This is a genomic window from Candidatus Symbiopectobacterium sp. NZEC135 (assembly GCF_025962695.1).
Map to the genome: position 1 here is coordinate 1 of NZ_JAGFPF010000571.1, position 1,195 is coordinate 1,195.

General features: G+C 56.0%; 2 protein-coding genes. One reads left to right on the top strand and one right to left on the bottom strand.

What is annotated here, in order from left to right:
- Positions 1–517, top strand: a 517-nt coding sequence (gene nth, locus J5224_RS28845; protein ID WP_264628519.1) for an endonuclease III, incomplete at its 5' end; no start/stop codon positions are given.
- 15 nt (positions 518–532) lie between these two features.
- On the opposite strand, the gene J5224_RS28850 is transcribed toward nth, so the two are convergent.
- Positions 533–1,195: alpha/beta hydrolase family protein (locus tag J5224_RS28850; protein WP_264628520.1), on the bottom strand; the 663-nt coding region annotated here is incomplete at its 5' end.

Sequence of the window (1,195 nt, forward strand, 5' to 3'; positions counted from 1 at the left end):
GCAGGCCACGGACGTCAGCGTTAATAAAGCCACGGCAAAACTCTATCCGGTCGCCAACACACCAGAAGCTTTGTTAGCGCTTGGGGTTGACGGTGTAAAAGCCTATATCCGCACCATTGGCCTGTTTAACAGCAAGGCTGAAAACATCATCAAGACCTGCCGTATTCTGTTAGACAAGCATCAGGGTCAGGTGCCGGAAAATCGCGAAGCGTTAGAAGCCCTGCCCGGTGTCGGCCGTAAAACCGCCAACGTGGTGTTAAACACCGCCTTTGGCTGGCCTACCATTGCCGTTGACACCCATATTTTCCGCGTGTGTAACCGCACCGGTTTCGCGCCGGGAAAAAACGTGGACACGGTAGAAGAAAAGCTGTTGAAGGTGGTGCCAGCGGAATTCAAAATCGACTGTCACCACTGGCTGATTCTGCACGGACGTTACACCTGTATCGCCCGTAAACCGCGCTGCGGTTCCTGCCTGATTGAAGATTTGTGCGAGTTCGGTGACAAAGTTTACCCCTGACGTCACTCAACAAGCTCAGCAACGTCTCTCCAAAACCCATTCTGATATCGCGTTCAGGGCACCGGGCGCGTAGGCAGACTGCCCTGCGGCTAAAAATCCCCACTGCGTCCAACGCGGCCATTGTTCACTTAGCTGGTAATTAAACCATTTGGCGCGCAGCAAACCGTGGGTGGCATCCTTGACCTCGCGCAAGCAGCGGGAGGTAGCCACCGGCAACAACCGGCTCCACACGGTTAATGTCTCCTTCGAGGAAACATTGAGATCCTGAGCCCCCATCAGCACCATCACCGGCACCCGCTGCGCGGCAATGTCCTGACGGGCGTCCGACAACGCATTACGTCGCTCAAAATCGTCGCGCGTGCAACGTGACGCGCAAGGTTGCATCACGGTTTGGGGGGAAAAGCGTTGTGCATAGGCCGCACGTTCTGTTGCGATGGCTGCGGCAATCACTGGAGGCTCTGCGCCTTCTGCTGCTAAGCGCTGCTGCATATAGTAGAAGCCTTGTTCGCGCCAGTTTATTGCGGGGCCAATCAACACGATAAAATCTGCCGTTGAATGCTGACTGGCATAGGGCACCACCCATCCGGCCTGAGAAAAACCGAGAAACCCGAGACGACTCTCTTTCAATTCCGGCCGCGCACGCAACGTCTGTACTGCGGCAACCGCTTCCTCGGCGCG